This window comes from Nonomuraea sp. NPDC005692, assembly GCF_040631115.1.
Classification (GTDB): domain Bacteria; phylum Actinomycetota; class Actinomycetes; order Streptosporangiales; family Streptosporangiaceae; genus Nonomuraea.
On sequence record NZ_JBEXYU010000008.1, the window covers coordinates 130,282 to 147,842 of the forward strand.

14 protein-coding genes are annotated in these 17,561 nt (G+C 73.5%); 7 read left to right on the plus strand and 7 right to left on the minus strand.

All coding sequences use genetic code 11. The annotated features are described in order from the left end of the window. Window positions 1-23: 23 nt before the first annotated feature. Complete coding sequence (locus tag ABZ459_RS19665; RefSeq protein WP_357971820.1) at window positions 24-2,159, plus strand: NACHT domain-containing protein; 2,136 nt, start codon at window positions 24-26, stop codon at window positions 2,157-2,159. Here the strand turns inward: ABZ459_RS19665 and ABZ459_RS19670 are convergent. Continuing rightward, window positions 2,154-2,651 (minus strand): potassium channel family protein, encoded by a 498-nt coding sequence (locus tag ABZ459_RS19670; protein ID WP_357971822.1) that lies wholly within the window; start codon window positions 2,649-2,651, stop codon window positions 2,154-2,156. The genes ABZ459_RS19665 and ABZ459_RS19670 overlap by 6 nt on opposite strands. Before the next feature lie 100 nt (window positions 2,652-2,751). Between ABZ459_RS19670 and ABZ459_RS19675 the strand changes: the two genes are divergently transcribed. Further along, window positions 2,752-4,554: an alkyl sulfatase dimerization domain-containing protein gene (locus ABZ459_RS19675; RefSeq protein WP_357971824.1), complete on the plus strand. Its 1,803-nt coding sequence runs from the start codon at window positions 2,752-2,754 to the stop codon at window positions 4,552-4,554. Between the two features lie 27 nt (window positions 4,555-4,581). On the opposite strand, the gene ABZ459_RS19680 is transcribed toward ABZ459_RS19675, so the two are convergent. Both ABZ459_RS19680 and ABZ459_RS19685 read right to left on the minus strand, forming a co-directional pair. Then, window positions 4,582-5,205, minus strand: coding sequence for a response regulator transcription factor (locus ABZ459_RS19680; protein ID WP_357971826.1), 624 nt, complete (start codon window positions 5,203-5,205; stop codon window positions 4,582-4,584). Beyond that, the gene (locus ABZ459_RS19685) at window positions 5,202-6,386 is read right to left on the minus strand and encodes a sensor histidine kinase (protein ID WP_357971828.1); all 1,185 of its coding nucleotides are present in this window, start codon (window positions 6,384-6,386) and stop codon (window positions 5,202-5,204) included. The genes ABZ459_RS19680 and ABZ459_RS19685 overlap by 4 nt, the downstream gene beginning before the upstream one ends. Window positions 6,387-6,534: 148 nt before the next feature. Here ABZ459_RS19685 and ABZ459_RS19690 point away from each other — a divergent pair, with 148 nt between their 5' ends. Then, window positions 6,535-7,614, plus strand: a complete 1,080-nt coding sequence (locus tag ABZ459_RS19690; protein ID WP_357972101.1) for an FtsX-like permease family protein — start codon at window positions 6,535-6,537, stop codon at window positions 7,612-7,614. Then, window positions 7,611-8,300, plus strand: a complete 690-nt coding sequence (locus tag ABZ459_RS19695; RefSeq protein ID WP_357971830.1) for an ABC transporter ATP-binding protein — start codon at window positions 7,611-7,613, stop codon at window positions 8,298-8,300. The genes ABZ459_RS19690 and ABZ459_RS19695 overlap by 4 nt, the downstream gene beginning before the upstream one ends. Window positions 8,301-8,313: 13 nt before the next feature. Here the strand turns inward: ABZ459_RS19695 and ABZ459_RS19700 are convergent, their stop codons facing one another. The 3 genes from ABZ459_RS19700 to ABZ459_RS19710 all read right to left on the minus strand — a co-directional run bounded on the left by ABZ459_RS19700 (window position 8,314) and on the right by ABZ459_RS19710 (window position 12,408). After that, window positions 8,314-9,063, minus strand: coding sequence for a hemerythrin domain-containing protein (locus ABZ459_RS19700; protein WP_357971832.1), 750 nt, complete (start codon window positions 9,061-9,063; stop codon window positions 8,314-8,316). Between the two features lie 94 nt (window positions 9,064-9,157). Then, window positions 9,158-10,993 carry a vWA domain-containing protein gene (locus tag ABZ459_RS19705; RefSeq protein ID WP_357971834.1) on the minus strand — a complete coding sequence of 612 codons (1,836 nt, stop codon included), beginning with the start codon at window positions 10,991-10,993 and terminating at the stop codon, window positions 9,158-9,160. A 164-nt stretch (window positions 10,994-11,157) separates the two neighbouring features. Next, window positions 11,158-12,408, minus strand: coding sequence for an MFS transporter (locus ABZ459_RS19710; RefSeq protein ID WP_357971836.1), 1,251 nt, complete (start codon window positions 12,406-12,408; stop codon window positions 11,158-11,160). A 177-nt stretch (window positions 12,409-12,585) separates the two neighbouring features. Here ABZ459_RS19710 and ABZ459_RS19715 point away from each other — a divergent pair, with 177 nt between their 5' ends. From ABZ459_RS19715 to ABZ459_RS19725, 3 genes are all read left to right on the plus strand, one after another. Beyond that, complete coding sequence (locus ABZ459_RS19715) at window positions 12,586-13,974, plus strand: MBL fold metallo-hydrolase (protein WP_357971838.1); 1,389 nt, start codon at window positions 12,586-12,588, stop codon at window positions 13,972-13,974. 68 nt (window positions 13,975-14,042) lie between these two features. Beyond that, a complete protein-coding gene (locus tag ABZ459_RS19720) occupies window positions 14,043-14,615 on the plus strand; it encodes a rhodanese-like domain-containing protein (RefSeq protein ID WP_357971840.1) in 573 nt (190 codons plus the stop codon). Then, window positions 14,612-15,466: a sulfite exporter TauE/SafE family protein gene (locus ABZ459_RS19725; protein ID WP_357971842.1), complete on the plus strand. Its 855-nt coding sequence runs from the start codon at window positions 14,612-14,614 to the stop codon at window positions 15,464-15,466. Before ABZ459_RS19720 ends, ABZ459_RS19725 begins: the two co-directional genes overlap by 4 nt. Here the strand turns inward: ABZ459_RS19725 and pta are convergent. Then, window positions 15,455-17,518 (minus strand): phosphate acetyltransferase, encoded by a 2,064-nt coding sequence (gene pta, locus ABZ459_RS19730; RefSeq protein ID WP_357971844.1) that lies wholly within the window; start codon window positions 17,516-17,518, stop codon window positions 15,455-15,457. The genes ABZ459_RS19725 and pta overlap by 12 nt on opposite strands. Window positions 17,519-17,561 lie beyond the last annotated feature (43 nt).

Genomic DNA, 17,561 nt, shown 5'->3' on the forward strand with positions numbered 1-17,561 from the left:
GCCCGCTTTGAAATGCTTGGACCGTGAGCCGGCGGACGAGGACATGGTGGTTCCGGGCAGGCGTGGCGGCCGGGATGGTCATGCTGGTGGCCGCCGCGCTGCGGCTGTGGACGCTCTATCCCGGCGACGTCGACCCGGTCGGCGCGGGGCTGGCGCTGGCCGGGACCGGCATCGCCGCGATGTCCTGGTGGCAGGCGCAGCGGCTGGCCGACACCGACGTGCAGGCGGCCGGGGCGCTGCTGGCCGGGCGGGTGCTGGCCGAGGAGCGGGCCCAGCGGGCCCAGCTGCTGGGCGGCAAGGGCAGCGACGCCGTCATCGACGTCGACTTCTCCTTCCACCCCACCGGCGGCGCCGTCTCCGCGCCGCCGGCCGGCAACCTGAAGCAGGTGGCCGCCTACTTCCGCGAGCTGGGCGGACCGGGGCGGCTGGTGATCACCGGGGTGGCGGGTTCGGGCAAGACCGTCCTCGCCATCGAGCTGATCCTCCGGCTGCTCGGCGACCGGCGGCCCGGCGACCGCGTCCCGGTGCGGATCTCCGCGGCGAGCCTGGATCCCGACGTGCCGGTGCGGGACATGCTCGCCCGGCACCTGACCGCCGCGTACGGCCTGAAGCCGGTGACCGCGCGCACGCTCGTGGACGCGGAGCGGATCCTGCCCGTCGTGGACGGGCTCGACGAGATGGACGAGACCGACGAGCCGGGCTACGGTTCGCGGGCCGCCCGGGCGCTGCGCGCGCTGGAGGAGTACGAACACGGGCTGGACCGCTGCAGCATGGTCCTGACCTGCCGCACCGACCAGTACGACGCCCTGGCCGCCGACCGGGCCGTCCCCCGGGGCGTCGTCCGGGTCGACGTGGGCAAGGTGACCAGCGACAAGGCGTGGCGGTTCATCCAGGCCGTCACCGACCAGGAGGATCCCGACCGCTGGCGGCCGGTCCTGGACGCGCTGACCCGCGACGGCCATGTCCTGGCCGAGGCGCTGAACACGCCGTGGCGGCTGACCCTGGCGGTGAGCGTCTACGAGCAACGCGACCCGGTCACCGGTCGCTACGTGCGCTCCCCCGAGGTCCTCACGCGCTTCGCCGACCAGCAGTCCGTACGGGAGCATCTCCTCGGCCTGTTCATCCCCGCCCGCCTGGCCGCGGCGGACCCGGCGGGGAAGGGGCCCGGCATCGAGCGGACGCACGCCTACCTGGCCGTCCTGGCCGGTCATCTGCGCGCGAACACGGGCCGGCCGCCGTTCCACGGGCGCGTGTTGTCCGGCACGGACCTCGTGCTGCACCAGTTGTGGCCGCTGGCGGGCGACCGTGCGCGGTTCCTCGGCGCGCTGGTGGTCCTGGCGACCTGCCTTCCCGGGGTCGCCGCCGTCGCCGTCGCCGCCGTCGTGGTGTTCTCGCAGGTGGAGATCGTGGACGGCCGGATCTCTGGCGCGGCGGTGACCGCGCTCGTCCTTCTCGCGCTGCCCGGCATGGTGGCGGCGGGCCTGCTGATCGAGCCCGTCAGGGCCTGGCGGGAGGTGTGGTCCCCGGCGGACGAGGGCGTCCTGCGCCGGTTCCGCGGCGGACGCGGCCGCAGGAAGAGCGTGGTGGACGGCGTGCTGGCCGCCTTGTGCGGCTGCGTGGCGGGCGCGGCGGTCGTCATGGAGTTCGACGCCGCCCTGCCGCTGTGGGTGCCGGTCGTCTTCGGCCTGCTGTTCGGGGTCGGGATGGCGAGCGGCGGGGACGGCGAGAGCCGGTACGCCGGTTCCGGGGACGGCGCCGACCCCAGGGCGGTCATCCGGAACGAGGTCGTCTCGACGCTCGTGGCCGCGCTCACCTTCGGCCCCGGATTCGGGTTCATCCTGGGCATCTGGTTCGTGATGGTGCTGGACGGGGTCACGGTCACCGCCGCGGTGGCCGTGAGCACGGTGTTCGGCATGTCCCTGGTGGCGTCCTGGTCGCCGCTGCTGGCGCGCCGCTACCTGGGGCTCCTGCTGGCCACGCGGGGCCGGCTGCCGTGGCGGCTGGGACGGTTCCTGCACCGGTGCTACGACGCCGGGCTGCTGCGGATCTCCGGAATCGCCTACCAGTTCCGCCACCGGGAGCTCCAGGACTACCTGGCCGCGCATCCCCGTGCCACCACGGCGTCCCCGGCCCCCTGCCTGGAGGGAGAGCCCTCATGACGACTCGTTCGAGCGCCACACGCCCACGATGAGCGCGAGCGCCGACGTCACGACGATCAGATCGAAGATCACCTGCACGATGACCAGGGCCTTCGCCCCCTGCCCGAGAGGGACGACGTCGCCGTAGCCGACCGTGCCCAGGGTGATCACCGAGAAGTAGAGCGCGTCCACCCGCGTGCGCAGGCCGTGGAACTGCGCGGCCATCAGGAAGTACAGCGTCGCGAAGAAGACCACCACGACGGTGACGACGGTCAGCAACATCGCCAGCTGTTCCGCCAGGGACCGTCCTGGCCGCAGCGCGCGCCCCACCTGCCGCCCCAGGAGCCAGGCCAGCACGATCACCCCGGCCAGACAGCCCAGGGCGCGCAGCTCGGGCGAGCCGTCCTGGAGTTGCTCGGTCGGCAGCGGCACGACGAAGTAGACGCCGGTGATCACGGCCGCCGCGGCCGCGCTCCGCACCCATGCCAGCACGCCGGCCGGAGAAGCACACATGTGATGAACGTTCCTCGGCCCGGCGCTCTCATCGCCGGGAATGCTCTTTCTTGGGGTTCTCCTTGCCCTCGTCGAAGACGGCCGAGGGCAGGACGGTCACATGGCAGACCTTCCCTTCCAGGACCGGACGGACTTCGAGCACGCCGATCGCGGCTTCGTCGCCAGGCTGACCCCCGGCGTGGTCAGGACGTCCGGGGGCGAGGTCGTCTGGGACAACGACGTCTACGACTTCCTGGCCGGCGACTGCCCGCCGACCGCTCATCCGAGCCTGTGGCGGCAGGCTCAACTGTGCGCCCGGCAGGGCCTGTACGAGGTGACGGACGGCATCTACCAGGTGCGCGGCCTGGACCTGTCCAACATGACCCTCGTGGAGGGCGACACCGGCGTCGTCGTCATCGACCCGCTGGTCTCCGCCGAATGCGCCGCCGCCGCGCTCGGGCTCTACCGCGACCATCGCGGCGACCGCCCGGTCACCGGGGTCGTCTACACCCACAGCCACGTCGACCACTTCGGCGGCGTGCGCGGCGTCACCGACGGGAACGTGCCGATCGTGGCCCCCACCGGCTTCATGGAGCACGCCGTCGCCGAGAACGTCTACGCCGGCAACGCCATGAACCGCCGCGCCCTGTACATGTACGGCCAGCTCCTCCCCCGGTCCCCGGAGGGCCAGCTCGGCTGCGGGCTGGGCATGGGCACCTCGCAGGGCACCGTCTCCCTGATCCCGCCGACCGTCGACGTCACCCGCACCGGCCAGGAGGAGACGATCGACGGCGTGCGCTTCGTCTTCCAGCTCACGCCGGGCACCGAGGCCCCCGCCGAGATGAACTTCCTGTTCCCCGACCACCGTGCCCTGTGCCTGGCCGAGAACGCCACCCACAACCTGCACAACGTGCTCACCCTGCGCGGCGCGGTGGTCCGCGACGCCCGGATGTGGGCCCGCTACCTGACCGAGGCCGTCGAGCTCTTCGCCGACCGGGCCGACGTCGCCTTCGCCTCCCACCACTGGCCCACCTGGGGCAAGGACGACATCGTCACCTTCCTGTCCCAGCAGCGCGACCTGTACGCCTACCTGCACGACCAGACCCTCCGCCTGCTCAACCAGGGCCTGACCGGCCCCGAGATCGCCGAGGTCGTGCAGGTGCCGCCCGCGCTGGAGCAGGTCTGGCACACCCACGGCTACTACGGCTCGGTCAGCCACAACGTCAAGGCCGTCTACCAGCGCTATCTGGGCTGGTTCGACGGCAACCCCGCGCACCTGTGGGAGCACCCGCCCGTCGAGCTGGCCCGCCGCTACGTCGAGTCCTTCGGCGGCACCTCGGCCGTGGTGGCCCTGGCCGGCCGCTACGTCGAGGAGGGCGACCTGCGCTTCGCCGCGACCCTGCTCAACCACGCCGTGTACGCCGACGGGAACGACGCCTCGGCCCGCAGGCTGCTGGCCCAGGTCTACACCCGCCTCGGCCAGGGCGCCGAGAACGCGACCTGGCGCAACTTCTACCTCACCGGCGCGGCCGAGCTGAAGGACGGCCCCGCGCCGGGCGCCACCGACACCACCTCGCCGGACATGCTCGCCGCGCTGTCCAGCGAGCAGATCTTCGACTCCCTGGCCATCCGGGTCAACGGCCCCGACGCCTGGAACGAGCGCTTCGCCATCGACTGGCACCTCACCGACCTGGACGAACGCCACCGGACCACGATGTCCAACGGCGCCCTCATCCACCAGCGGTCACCCTCGGGCGACGGCGCCGGCCTGACGCTGCGGCTCACCCGGCAACGCCTGCTCACCCTGCTCTCCGGTGACGGCGACGGCGACGGGCTCGACCACGACGGCGACCTGACCGTTCTGGGACGCCTGTTCTCCCTGCTGGAGCAGCCCAGGCCGGACTTCGCCATCGTCACCGCCTGAGACCACGGGAGGCGGGCGACCGCGCGCTCAGGGCGAGCGGATGAGGCCCCGCTTCGAGGCCGCCGCGACGGCCGCGGTGCGGGAGTCAACGTCCAGCTTGGTGTAGATGTGCGCCAGGTGGGTCTTGACCGTGGTCTCGCTGAGGAACATCACCTTGCTGATCTGCCGGTTCGACAGGCCGGCGGCGACGTGCCCGAGCACCTCCAGCTCGCGCGGGCTGAGCGTGGTGTCGGGGGCCCGGACCCGGCCCAGCAGGCGTGCGGCCACGCTCGGCGCCAGGGCGCTGGCGCCCGCGGCGGCCGACCGGATGGCGGCGTGCAGGTCCTCCGACGGGGCGTCCTTGAGCAGGTAGCCGGTCGCGCCGGACTCGATGGCGGCCACGATGTCGGCATCGGTGTCGAACGTCGTGAGCACCAGGACGCGGGGGCCGTCCAGGGCCACGATCCGGCGGGTCGCCTCGCTGCCGTGCATGCCGGTGCCGAGCCGCAGGTCCATCAGCACGACGTCGGGGGCGAGCGTGGCGGCCAGCCGCACGCCCTCCTGCCCCGTGGCGGCCTCGCCGACCAGGTCGAAGTCGGGCTGCCCGGCGAGCATGGCGCGCAGGCCGGAGCGGACGACGGGATGGTCGTCCACCAGGACGATCCGGATCACGGCCCCTCCAGGGGCGGCAGCGGCAGGGTCGCCACGACGGCCGTGCCCTCGCCGGGGGCCGACTCCACGGTGAGGCTGCCGCCCAGGGCGCTCACCCGTTCGCGCATCGCGCGCAGGCCGAAGCCGGCCGAACGTCCGGGGTCGAACCCCCGGCCGTCGTCGTACACGTCCAGCATGACCACGTCGTCCAGGTAGGTGAGGGTCACCCCGGCGTGGCCGGCGCCGGAGTGGCGACTGACGTTGCCCAGGGCGCCCTGGGCGACGCGGAGCAGCGTCGCGTCATAATCGGCGGGCAGCGGCGCCGGGGTGCCGGAGACCTCGAAGCGCGCCTGGATGGGCGTGCCCGCCACGGCGGAGTCACCGGCCCTGCGCAGCGCGGCGGCCAGCGACGAGTGCCGCAGCGCCGCGGGGGCCAGGCCGCGGACGAAGTTCCTGGCCTCCTCCAGGTTCTCCTTGGCCGCGTCCGCCGCCTCGGCGATGCGGCGCTCGGCGGCCGGGAGGTCGTCGGCCAGGTCTCGCCGGGCCGCCCGCAGCAGCAGGATGATGCTGGACATGCCCTGTGCCAGCGTGTCGTGGATCTCTCTGGCCAGGCGTTCCCGCTCGGCCAGCCGTACGGCGTCGCCCTCCGCCTTGAGCAGTTTCCCCCGCGTGCGGACCAGGTCGTCGATCAGCAGGCGGCGCTGCTCGCTCTCGGCGTGCAGCGCCTTGTAGACCATCGCCATCAGGGTGGCCACCGCCGCGCCGATCGTCGGGCCGATGACCAGGGCGGCGGTCAGTCGGCCCTCGTGCCAGGCGGCGGTCAGGACGGCCGCGACGGTCAGCGCCGCCACGCCCGGCAGCGCGACCGCCAGGGGCAGCAGGTGCAGGTAGGCGAAGAAGAGCGGGAAGGCCAGCCAGACGAACTGCGGCGCGGCCAGGGCGAGCAGCACCCACCCGGCCGTGGTCAGCACCAGCCAGATCCGGCCCAGCAGCAGGTGTGTCGGCCCGCCGAAGTGCGGCAGCCGCTCTTCGATCGTGATGCCCGCCACGTAGAGGGCCCCGAGCAGCGCTCCGCCCAGCACCGGCGCGAGCCGTCCGCTCCCGGCGACGCCGGCCAGCGCGATCGCCAGGAGGGTCGCGAACGTGCCGTGCACGGTCCAGCGCAGCAGGCGGAGGGCGGGCGGGAACGGATAGTCAGACATCTCTCACCAAGCGTATGCGACGGCCCTGCGCCACAAATCGTCCGAAAGAAGTATTACGGGCGGACCGCATGCACGATGCCCGGCCGATCCGGCGGCGCGCACGCTGGAGGACGTCAACATGACCTTCAACCGCAACGGGGGACGCGCCGTGTTCGTGGCGCTCAGAGACCTGCGCTTCGCGAAGGGACGGTTCGCTCTCATGGGCGCCGTCGTCTTCCTCATCACCCTCCTGGTGACCATGTTGTCCGGCCTGACCGCCGGGCTGGCACGGGAGAACATCTCGGCCGTGGAGGGCCTGCCCGCCGGGCACCTCGTCTTCGCCGGCGACGGGAAACCGTCCTTCGCCGACAGCCGCGTCACCGACCGGATCTGGCAGGAGTGGCGGCGGGCGACCGGCGGCGCCGCCGAGCGGCTGGGCGTCTCCATGTCGCGGCTCGGCCACGGCGACGACGGGAGCGCGGGGGTGGCGCTCTTCGGCGTCCAGCCGGGCGGTTCCCTCGCCCAGGGGCGGCCCGTGGACACCGGGAAGGTCGTCCTCTCCGCCGCGCTGGCCGCCGACACCGGGGTGGGCGCCGGGGACACGGTACGGATCGCGGGCAGGGACTTCACCGTCTCCGGTGTCGGCGGCCAGGCGTCCTACAGCCACACCCCCGTCGTCTGGATCGGCATCGACGACTGGGAGCGGATGGGCCGCCAGGCCGGCTCCGACAGTGTGGCGACCGTCCTGGCGCTGCCCGACAGCGGCACGGCGCTGCCGTCCGGCGGCCTGGCCGCGGCCGACGCGCGGCTCGGCACCACGACGGTCCCGCTGCCGCAGGCGCCCGCCGCGATCGGCTCGTTCTCCTCCGAGAACGGGTCGCTCCAGCTCATGCGCGGGTTCCTGTTCGCGATCTCGGCCCTGGTCATCGGGGCCTTCTTCACCGTCTGGACGATCCAGCGGCGCGGCGACGTCGCCGTGCTGAAGGCTCTGGGCGCAAGCTCCGGCTACCTGCTGCGGGACGCGCTCGCCCAGGCGGTCATCGTGCTGCTGGGCGGCGCGGGCGCCGGCGGCCTGCTCGGCGCGGGCCTCGGTGCGCTGGCCGAGGGCACGGTCCCGTTCGTGTTGTCGGCGGCCACCACCGTGGCGCCGGTGGCCGTGCTGATCCTCCTCGGCGCCGCCGGAGCCGCGCTGGCCATCCGCAAGATCACCTCTGTCGACCCGCTGACCGCCCTGGGAGCCTCCCGATGACACTGAAGCTGACCGACGTCGTCCTGACCTATCCCGACGGCGACCGTACGCTGACCGCGCTCGACCACGTCAGCCTGACCGTCGCGGCGGGCGAGTTCGCCGCGGTGGTCGGCCCGTCCGGCTCGGGCAAGTCGAGCCTGCTGGCCGTCGCCGCCACCCTGATCACGCCCGCCGCGGGCAGCGTGATCATCGCCGGGCAGGACGTCTCCGGAGCCGGCCAGGCGGCCCGCACGAGGGTCCGCCGCGACCACGTCGGCATCGTGTTCCAGCAGGCCAACCTGCTGCCCTCGCTCACCGCGCTCGACCAGCTCCTGGTGATGGCGCACCTGGCCGGCGAATCCCCGCGCGCCGCCGCCCCGCGGGCGCGGGAGCTGCTGCTCGCCGTCGACCTGGGCGGCAAGGAGCACAAACGCCCGCACCAGCTGTCCGGCGGCGAACGCCAGCGCGTCAACATCGCCCGCGCCCTGATGAACTCCCCCGAGGTGCTGCTGGTGGACGAGCCCACCAGCGCGCTCGACCACCACCGTGGCGAGCGGATCGTCTCCCTGCTGGCCGACCTCACCAGGAAGAACGACCTGGCCACTGTCATGGTCACGCACGACCTGGCCACCCTGGACCAGGTGGACACCGTCCTGACCATGGACGACGGCCGGCTCGGCGAACGCGCCGCGACCCGGGTCGCCTGACCACGGGGCCGGGTCAGCCGCGGGGGGTGAACTGGTCCAGGTCGTAGATGCCGAGCGCCTTCTCGATGTCGGCCACCTGCGCGACCACGCCGGTGAAGCCGGCCGCGCCGAAACGGCGGTGCTCCTCGTCCTCGAACGTCTCGGCCAGCTCGGCGAACTCCTTGGGCGGGATGACGGCCCGCATGGCGGGGAAGATCACGGTGTCCTCGCGGGCCTCGTGCGGCTCGTACATGCGGACGAAGGCGGCCAGGTCGGCGGCCAGGCCGCGGCGCACGCTCTGGGGGACGGGCCTCGCGGTGGCGTCCAGGACGCGGCCGGTCAGGACGCGCCCGCGCCGGTGCTGCCGGATCAGCACGGGGACGACGTCGGTGAGCTTTCCCGCGCCGACCAGGCGCGGGAAGACGTATCGCTCTTCGAGCCGCTCGTGGTACTCCTCGATGAACGTGCGGATGATCCCGGCGCCGGCGTGCAGGGGGCCTGCCGGCACCCGCTCCCCGGCGCCGATCCGCCGGACGCCCTCCCGGTAGACCAGCAGGACGCGTTTGAGGACCCCGTGCTCGCGCATGAGGTCCTCCGGCGGCGTGACCGGCACCTCCCGGGCCTGCTCCGGGCCGGGGGCGGGGCTGGCCGTCGTGGCACTGCGGGCCGGCCGCGTGGTGTCGCAGCCGGTCAGCATCGCCGATCCGCAGGCCAGGGCGACGGGCATGGCCAGCATCTCGCGGCGGCGCACGCCCGCCGGCCCGCTGCCTGCTTCGTCCCTCATCGCCCGCCCCCGTCCCTGAGCCGTCCTCCCAGGTGCTGCCCGTCGGCCGGCGTTCCGACGCGAAGGCGCGGGTAATCCTTGTGCCGGAAACGCGTCAGGCGGCCGGCTGCCACTCCTCGTCCCATGCGTCGTCAGGGTGGGGCCACTCCTGCGGGTGCGGGCAGGCGAAGGCCGATTTGTGACAGACGTCGTGCCAGCCCGGGTGCTCCTCGCAGTGGTCCCAGGACGGATGCCCGCCGTGGCAGTGCTCCGGATGCGTCGGCGTGGGCGTCGGGGTCGGCGTGGGGGTGACGGTCGGCGGGACCGTGGGCGTCGGGGTGACCGTCGGGGTCGGAGTGGGCGTCGGGGTCGGAGTGGGCGTGGGCGTGGGCGTCGGGGTCGGGCTGGGGGTGGGCGCGGGCGGGCGGTTGTAGACGGTGCAGCTGACGGCCGCGTCGCTCGGTACCTCGACCGTGAAGCCGAGGCCGCCGCTGTTGGTCACCGGCACCTCGACGCCGGTGTCGATCTGGCGGCAGACGGCGTTCCGCCCGTCCTGGGTGACCAGGGTGTGGCCGGGGTGCTGGGTCTCGGTGACGGTGACGTCGGCCGACGGGGTCTGGCTGAAGGTGAGGTCGAAGTTGACCGATCCCGTGCCGTCGTCGGTCGTCGACTCGGTGGCGGGCAGCCCGCCGATGCCCGGCGTGGTGGTCTCGGCGGTGAGGTCCCAGCCGGGGCCGGCCGGGGTGGCACCGGTGACGTCCTCACCGGTGTTGCCGGACGGGACGAGCTGCTTGATCACCGACAGCGACCCCTCGCACTGAGCGCGGACGATCTCCCGCAACGCCTGTCCGGCGGCGGCGTAGTCGCTGGTCTGGAAGTAGTCGGCGGCGGTCGCGTTGGAGCCGTCGAAGGCGGTGGTGCCCGAGATGGCGCGCAGGTTGAGCGCGGTCAGGCCGGTCACGCCGTTGCCGACGCCGACGGCCAGCACGCGGGTGCCCTCCGCCTTGACCGCGTTGGCGGAGAAGATCCCGGCCTCCACCTCGGCGATGCGGGTGTTGCCGCCGTCGCCGAGCAGGCTGTCGTAGTAGGTGGGGTTGCCGTCGGTGAGCACCACCAGCAGGTCGTAGCGCGGCGCGGCCCCGGCGACCGCCCACAGGCCGCGGTCCCAGTTGGTGCCGCTGCCGAGCTGCCAGTCGGCGTACTGGTCCTTGAACGCCTCGGCGCCCGCCTCCGTGGACACCGGCATGAGCTCGGGGTTGTTCGTGGTGCCGGCGCTGGGCGAGTTGCGGTCGAAGGTGAACAGCGCCATCCGCGACGGGGTGCCGGTCAGCGCGTCGGTGAAGGTGTCGGCGGCCTCCTTCAGGTCGGGCAGCGCGCTGCCCACCGAGGCCGACAGGTCGAGCAGCAGCGCGACGTCGAGGCCGCAGGTGGGGTCGGGCCGGGGGTTGACCCGTGACTGCTGCCAGATCCCGGTCGAGGCGGTGGCGTCCCCGCGGGTGTCGTTGATCATGAAGTCGCCGGTGGAGGAGTACGTGGTGCCGCTCTCCAGCGCGGGGGTCCGGAAGACGTACGGCGTGGCGACGGAGTTCGACCCGCTGCCGCGGCCGGTGCGCAGTTCCGGGTTGGTGTACCAGCCGCCGGGGGCGGAGAGCTGCTTGACGTAGAAGCGGGCGCCGGCGTTGGCGCCGCCCGGCTCGGTCCCGGGGACGACGAAGCTGCAGTCGCCGTCGGCGTCCGACACGCACACGCCCCAGCCGGCGTCGACCGGGACGTCCGCGTCGGGCGCGGTGAACAGGCCGAGCTCGACCCCGGCCAGCGGCCCCACCGTGGTGTCGCCGGTGCGGTCGCCGCCGGTGCGCACCGTCACCACCGACGTGTCCGGCGACGGATCGGGCACGACCAGCGGGGACGACGGGACCGCGAGCAGCCCGGCGCACAACACTTTCGCCATCCTGCCGGCGACTACGCGAACACTCTTCATCTTCCCCCCAGAGCGAGCCGAACACTACGGACTGTAACCAGAAGTGGATCAAGGGAGGCTTCCGCCGTTCCCGGCCGCGCGATCAATGCCGACCGCACCTTGAGGCGCGCTTGACCCGGGACGGGCTCCCGCCGTCAGCCCCGCGTACGGTCGCTGATCCAGCGGGCGGCGAGCAGGGCGGAGACGGCGGTGAGCACGGCGCCCGCGACGACCGTGGCGCCGAGACCGAGCACGTCGGCGAGCACCCCGGCGACCAGGGCTCCCGCCGCGTAGCCGACGTCGCGCCAGAAGCGGTAGGCGCCCAGGGCGTTGGCCCGCCAGGAGGGGTGGGCGTGGTCGGAGACCGAGGCGATGAGCGCGGGGTAGACCATGGCGGTGCCGAGCCCGAGGACCACTGCGGACAGGACCCCGGCGAGCAGGGCGTCGCCCAGCGGGGCGACGGCCAGGAGGAGACCGCCGGCCTGGACGAGCATGCCGGTGACGATGAGAGGTTTGCGGCCGAGGCGGTCGGCGAGGTGCCCGGCGGGGATCTGGCCGACGCCCCACAGGAGCGGGTACAGGCCCTTGATCAGGCCGACGGCGGCCAGGCCCAGGCCGTGGTCGGTGAACAGGAGGGGGAAGACGCCCCAGGTGAGGCCGTCGTTGAGGTTGTTGACCAGGCCGGCCTGACTGACGCCGCGCAGCGAGCGGTCGCGCCAGGACGTGCGGGCGAACACGGCCGCCGGACCGGCGTTCTCCCCGGCGGGCCGGGGGTGCCGGTCGAGTTCGAGGGCCACGTGGGCGGCGGTGTCGCGGACGACCAGAGCCAGGGCCAGCCCGGCCGCGACGAAGACGACGCCGACGAGCTCGGGGACGGGACGCAGGCCGTGACGGGTGGCGAGGTAGCCGGTGAGCAGGGCGGTGGCGCCGACGGCGGTGTACCCGGCGGCCTCGTTGAGGCCGGTGGCCAGCCCCCGCCGGGCGGGCCCGACCAGGTCGATCTTCATGTTGACGGTCATCGACCAGGTCAGGCCCTGGTTGAGGCCGAGCAGGACGTTCGCCGCCACGATCCACCCCCAGGAGGGCGCCCAGCCCAGGACGAAGGGGACGGGGATCCCGATCAACCAGCCGGCGACCAGGAGCTGCTTGCGGCGGAACCGGGCCGTCAGGGCGCCGGCGGCCAGGTTGGTGACCGCCTTGGTGAGCCCGAAGGCGACGATGAAGGAGAAGACGGCGAGGTCGCTGGTCAGGCCGAAGGTGTGGGCGCCGATGAGCGGCACGGTGGTGCGTTCGAGGCCCACCAGGCCGCCGACGGCGACGTTGACGACGACCAGCAGGGAGAACTGGAGGGCGTTCGCCCGGAGCCCGAGGCGTACGGGCGGGGCGGGCGCGGAGGTGTTCTGCACGGCTGAGGTCCCTTCACGCCCGGGACGAGGTCGCGATTGCCGGGTGGATATGTCCTGGTCACCATACCCCCCTAGGTATCGTGAGCAATACCACCGGGGGTATTTGACATCTTTTCCGAGAAGAACCTACTGTCGGGTAGGTCATACCCCCCGGGGTATTCGTACGAAGGGATCGCCGTGTTCTTCACGCAGTACTACCTGGACTGCCTCTCGCAGGCGTCGTACATGATCGCGGACGAGAGGACCGGCCGCGCGGTGGTCGTCGACCCCCGGCGGGACGTCTCCGAGTACCTGGCCGACGCCCGCGCGCACGGCCTCACCGTCGTCGGCGTCGTCAACACCCACTTCCACGCCGACTTCGTCGCCGGCCACCTGGAGATGGCCGACAGCACCGGCGCCTGGATCGGCTACGGCCGGCGCGCCGAGACCGAGTACCCCATCCGCAAGCTCGGCGACGGCGAGCGCATCTCACTCGGCGACGTCACCCTGGAGATCATGGAGACGCCCGGTCACACCCCGGAGTCGATCAGCGTCCTGGTCTACGAACGCGCCGAGGACCACGTCCCGTACGGGGTGCTGACCGGCGACGCCCTGTTCATCGGGGACGTCGGCCGCCCCGACCTGCTGGCCTCCGTCGGCGTCACCCCCGGGGAACTGGGCGCGATGTTGTACGACAGCGTGCAGAACAAGCTCATGGCCCTGCCCGACGAGGTGCGGGTCTTTCCCGCGCACGGCGCCGGCTCGGCCTGCGGCAAGAACCTCTCGGCCGAGAAGCAGTCGACCATCGGCGAGCAGCGGGCCACCAACTACGCGTGCGCCCCGATGGACCGTGAGACGTTCGTCGCGCTCGTCACCGCCGGACAGCCCGCCGCGCCCGGCTACTTCGCCTACGACGCCGACCTCAACCGCAGGGACCGGGCCCGCCACGACGCCTCGGCGGCGCCGGTGCCGCTGACCCTCGACGGGTTCACCCGCCTGCGGGCCGCCGGCACGGTCGTGGTGGACGCCCGCGATCCGCAGGACTTCGCCGCCGGGCACCTGCGCGGCGCGGTGAACGTGCCCGCCGACGGGCGCTTCGCCGAGCAGGCGGGCACCGTGCTCGACCCGGCCGCCGAGCTGGTCGTCATGGCGCCGCAGAATCGCGAGGAGGAGGTCGTCACCCGCCTGGCCCGGATCGGCTTCGACCGCGTCGCGGGTTACCTGCGCAACCCCGACGACGCGCTGGTGGCCCTGGCCGCCGAGGTCGCCCCGGCCGGCCGCCTGACCGCCGCGCAGCTGCGCGCCGCACTCGCCGGCGACGCCCCGCCCGTCGTCGTGGACGTGCGCACCGCCGGCGAGCGCGAGGCGAACGGCTTCATCGACGCCGCCCTGCACATCCCGCTGAGCGAACTGCCCGCCCGCAGCGGCGAGCTGCCCGCCGACCGGCCCGTCGTCCTGCACTGCGCGGGTGGTCACCGCTCCTCCGTCGCGGCGAGCCTGCTGCGGCACCGCGGCTTCCAGGACGTCTCCGACGTCCTCGGCGGCTACGCCGCGTGGGCCCTGTCGGCCGAGCCGGCCGGCGTCTGACCGAACTGTCCCCATCCCTTCCGTATGTCTACGCGATACCCCCCGGGGTATTGGCAAAGGAACGATCCATGAACACCTCCTCCGTCCTCACCGCCCCCGTGCTGCAGCGGCTCGTCCAGGAAGGGCGGGCGCCGCGCCTGCTCGACGTGCGCACGCCCGGCGAGTTCCGCACGGCGCACATCCCGGGCTCGTACAACGTGCCGCTGAACACCCTGCGCGAGCACCGGGCCGAGCTGCTGGCCCACCTGGACGAGGACGTCGTGCTCGTCTGCCGCTCCGGGGCGCGGGCCGCGCAGGCCGGGCAGTCCCTCGCCGAGGCCGGGCTGCCGAACCTGCGCGTCCTGGAAGGCGGCATCGTCGCGTGGGAGACGGCCGGCGCGTCCCTGGAGCGGGGGCCCGAGCGGTGGGACATCGAGCGCCAGGTCCGGCTCGTGGCCGGTTCCGTCGTCCTGGTCACCGGTCTGGCCGGGATCTTCCTGCCCGGCGCGCACCTGATCGGCACCGCGATCGGCGCCGGCCTGACGTACGCGGCCGTCAGCAACTCCTGTGCCATGGGCGTCCTGCTGTCCCGGCTGCCCTACAACCGCGGGCCGCGCACCGACATCCGCACGGTGCTCGCGGACCTGCGGAGCACCCCGTGACCGTGCTGATCGTCGCGGCGTCGCTGCTCGTCGGGGTCAGCCTCGGCGTGCTGGGCGGCGGCGGCTCGATCCTGACCGTGCCGATCCTGGTCTACCTGGCCGGCCAGGACACCAAGGAGGCGATCGCCACCTCGCTGTTCGTCGTCGGCGTCACCAGCCTGGCCGCGCTGGTCCCGCACGCGCGGGCCCGGCGGATCCGCTGGCGGACCGGGCTGCTCTTCGGCGCGTTCAGCATGGCCGGCGCGTACGGCGGCGGGCGTCTGGCCGAGTACGTCCCCGGCACGGCGCTGCTCGTCGCCTTCGCCCTGATGATGCTGGCCACGGCGGTCGCGATGCTCCGCAGGCCCCGGCAGCCCAGGAAGCGGGCGCGGCCCGCCCACGGCGACCTGCCCCTGACGCACATCGCGGCGGAGGGCCTGGTCGTCGGGGCCGTGACGGGGCTGGTCGGCTCCGGCGGCGGCTTCCTCGTCGTCCCGGCCCTGGCCCTGCTGGGCGGGCTGCCGATGGGCGTCGCGGTCGGCACGTCGCTGCTCGTCATCGCGATGAAGTCCTTCGCCGGGCTCGCCGGGCACCTGGCGGGCGTCGCGATCGACTGGCGCCTCGCCCTGATCGTGACGGCGTCCGCGGTGATCGGCAGTCTGGCCGGCGGCCGGCTCGCGGGCCGCATCCCGCAGGACGCGCTGCGCACGGCGTTCGGCTGGTTCGTCGTCGTCATGGGCGTGTTCGTGCTCGTCCAGCAGGCCGGCGCCGCCGTCTGGAGCCATCCGGTCACCTGGGCGGGGCTGGTGGCCGTACTGGCCGCCGCGGTCGCCGCCCGGCGGTGGCGCGCCCGTCCCGGCTCAGGAGCCTGAGGCCGCCTCCGCCGCGGGCGCCGGTTCGTCGCGCACCTGGGCGGCGGTGACCGCCACGGTGGTGACGATGTCGGCCACGGTGGCGCCCCTGGACAGGTCGTTGACCGGCCTGCGCAGCCCCTGCAGCACCGGCCCCACCGCGACCGCCCCCGCGCTGCGCTGGACGGCCTTGTACAGGTTGTTGCCGGTGTTCAGGTCGGGCACCACGAAGACGGTGGCGTGCCCGGCCACCTGGCTGCCGGGCATCTTGGTCCGCGCCACCGCCGGGTCCACCGCGGCGTCGTACTGGATCGGCCCTTCCACCTGGAGGTCGGGACGGCGTTCGCGGACCAGCTCGGTGGCGGCGCGCACCTTGTCGACCTCGGCGCCCGCGCCCGAGGCGCCGGTCGAGTACGACAACATCGCGCTCCTGGGCTCGACGCCGAACATCGCCGCGGTGCGGGCCGAGGCGATCGCGATGTCGGCGAGCTGCTCGGCGGTGGGGTCGGGGTTGACCGCGCAGTCGCCGTAGACCAGGACCCGGTCGGCCAGGCACATGAAGAACACGCTGGAGACCAGCCCCAGCCGCAGGATCTCGAACGCCGGCCTGATCGTGTGCGCGGTGGTGTGCGCCGCGCCCGAGACCATGCCGTCGGCCAGGCCGGCGTGGACCATGAGCGTGCCGAAGTAGGAGACGTCGGTGACGGTGTCGCGGGCCAGCTCGACGGTCATCCCCCGGTGCGCCCGCGCCTCGGCGTAGGCGTGCGCGAACCGCTCGCGCAGCTCCGGGTCGAACGGGCTGAGCACCCTGGCCGCGGCCAGGTCGAGGCCTAGCTGGGCGGCCTGGACCCTGATGCGTTCGGCGTCGCCGAGCAGGGTGAGGTCGGCCACGTCCCGGCGCAGCAGGATGTCGGCCGCGCGCAGGATGCGCGGCTCCTCGCCCTCGGGCAGCACGATGTGCCTGCGCCGGGCGCGCGCCCGGTCCAGCAGCTCGTACTCGAACATCAGCGGCGTGACGACGTCGGTCTTGGCGATGTCCAGCCGTTCCAGCAGCAGCGGGCCGTCCACGTGCTCGGCGAACAGGCGCAGCGCCGTGTCGATCTTGCCGCCCGCCTCGGGCGTGAACCGCCCCTCCACGGCCGACAGCCGGGTCGCGGTGTCGAAGGTGTCGTGACCGGTGGCGATCACCGGCAGCGGGATCTCCATGCCGCGCAGCAGCCGTTCCACTGAGCCGGGCAGCTCCGTGCCGCCGGTGAGCACCACCGCCGACAGGGACGGGAAGCCCGGCGAGGTGTGCGCGGCGATCAGGCCGGGCAGCAGCGCGGCGGCCCGGTCGGACGGGATGATCACCGCCGCGCCCTCGGTGAGGCGCTCCAGGATCCCGGGCAGCGACATCGCGCCCACCATCAGCGCGCTCGCCTCTCGGCCGAGCCCGTCGCGCTCCCCGAGGAAGAACCAGCCGTCGCACGCGTCGAGCAGGTCGGCGACCGTCGGCGCACGCAGCGAAGGGGTCTCCGGCAGCACGAACACGGGCGTCGCATGGCCGGCCGTGAACGGCCCGCCGGTCGACCGGGTGACCACGACCGCGAGCTCCTGGGCGTGATGGTGGGCCAGCTCCCTGGAGGACACCTCGACCGCCGCGGCGACGCGGGCGGCCGTCCGGCCCCGGCCGCTCACCACGTTGATCACGGGCGTGCCCAGGTCGGCGGCCAGCCGGGCGTTGAACCCGAACTCCGTCGGCGCGCCCACGTCGGTGTAGTCGGTGCCGACCACCACGACCGCGTCACAGCGCCGGGCCAGCGCGCGGAAGCGGGCCACGATGTCCCCGGCCGCCCGCTCGACGTCGGCGTGCACCTCGTCGTAGGTGACCCCCGCGCACGCCTCGTAGGGCAGGGCGAGCTGGAACCGGCTGCGGATGGTGTTGACCAGGCCGTCCTCGCGTCCGGCCCGGACCACGGGGCGGAACACGCCCACGCTTCCCACCTGCCGGGACAGCAGCTCGACCAGCCCCAGGGCGACGGTCCCCTTGTTGCTCCCCGCTTCGCCGGCGGCGACATACACAGCTCGTGTCATGACACTCATTCTCGACGCCCTCGCCGGGTCCGGAACGCCATCG